This is a genomic window from Paenibacillus popilliae ATCC 14706 (assembly GCF_000315235.1).
Taxonomy (GTDB): Bacteria; Bacillota; Bacilli; order Paenibacillales; family Paenibacillaceae; genus Paenibacillus_B; species Paenibacillus_B popilliae.
Window position 1 is genome coordinate 1 of sequence record NZ_BALG01000463.1, and the last position, 570, is coordinate 570.

1 pseudogene is annotated in these 570 nt (G+C 54.7%); it reads right to left on the reverse strand.

Going from position 1 to position 570, the window contains the following annotated elements:
• Positions 1-570 (reverse strand): annotated as a pseudogene (locus PPOP_RS23095) (hypothetical protein); the annotation flags it as partial.

The window sequence follows — 570 nt, forward strand, 5'->3', positions numbered from 1 at the left end:
GCGCCGCTGTGAGACGGGCAACCGTGGCTTCACAGCCCTCCTGTTCGAGGGCTTCCTCAATTTGTTCCATCGTATACACACCGCACAAATGGGCCAGTGCCTGCAGGCGCTCCTTGCGTACCTCCAGTTCCTTCACCAAGACATACTGCTGCATCATATCCGGCAACATACGGATGAACTGGGAATGCGTGACGCTGCGCGGTTTGTGCAGCAGATTCGTAAACACTTGTGGCCACGGAATTTCTGCCGCTTGGCCCGTATACGCTCGGGGCACTTCCCGTACGTGTTGGTGCTGGCTGTTTAGGATCACAAGGCGATCCCAGAACGTTTGGATTAGCACTTCGCTACCTGGCTGAACCAATCCAAGCAGCGGGATCGTCGCCCCGTCCGCCCGAATCTCTCCGTACTTGTTGACGATCGCTGCGCTTATGCGAAAGGCTTCAAATCCACTTTCCGGCAAGTTCAGCAAATGCTTATGATCCGTCTCCCACAGATCGGCGATACGAATCTTTTTGATGTAATGCGAACGCTCCCTATCTTGGTACGCCTGCTCCGCGAAATAAGAAGCGA